General features: G+C 71.6%; 1 pseudogene. It reads right to left on the bottom strand.

The features are described from left to right. A pseudogene (locus tag B7767_RS37055) lies at positions 1-503 on the bottom strand (ATP-grasp domain-containing protein); the annotation flags it as partial. Positions 504-807: the final 304 nt, after the last annotated feature.

Below are 807 nucleotides of genomic sequence, written 5' to 3'. Positions count from 1 at the left end.
CTCCACTTCGCGACCAGCGGCAGCCCGAGCCGCTGGGCGTCGTCGGCGGCCCGCCGCGGGCTGTCCGGGACGAGCGTGAGCGGGTGCGGAACGTCCGCGGCGGCGCACACGGCGGCCAGTTCCGCCTTGTCGGCGACGCGTTCGGGCAGCGTGGCCGGCATCTCGGGCAGCAGGTAGGAGGGCGCGAGGTCGTCCCGCAGCCTGCCCGCGGCGATCGCGGTGGCGTCGTCCAGCGGGATCAGTACGGCCGGGCGCCCCACCCGGCCGGCCACCCGGCGCAGCACGGCGAGGATCTGCCGCGCGGATGCCTCCGGTGGCGGCGGGGAATGCATGTGGTGGACATAACGCGAGCGGCGAACGGGACTTCCCGTGGAATCGGCGACGACGTGCACCTCCACTCCCGCCCTGCCGAGCGACCGTACGGCCCCCAGTGTTCCGTGGTGAAAGGGATTCCGGTCGGTCCGCAGCAGTACGGCGGGGACACGGGTGTCGAGCAGCGACACGAATACTCACTTTCTTCTGGTGCAGGCTCACCCGCACGGGCGAGCCCGGCACTCGAAAGCCGCAGTGACATTGGCACCGTCGTATGTCTTGTGCCTGAATTCATATGACTGTTCGTCAAGGTCGGGTAATTCAGGCAGAAGGCGGACGTGAATGAGAAGAGGAGCAGCCAATGGCCCCACAGCACAGGCGGGTCCGGTCCCGCGCGATGGCCGTGGGCGCGGCGGCGGTCGTCGTGGCCGCCGCCCTGGCGGCCGGGCCCACGACGGAGCCGGCGCCGACCGACGACTCCCGTCCGGCGGCGCC

The organism is Streptomyces sp. 13-12-16 (genome assembly GCF_002114215.1).
In the GTDB taxonomy this organism is placed as follows: Bacteria; Actinomycetota; Actinomycetes; order Streptomycetales; family Streptomycetaceae; genus Streptomyces.
Note: the sequence above shows the minus strand (reverse complement) of the source record. Positions and strands in the feature narration are given on the sequence as shown.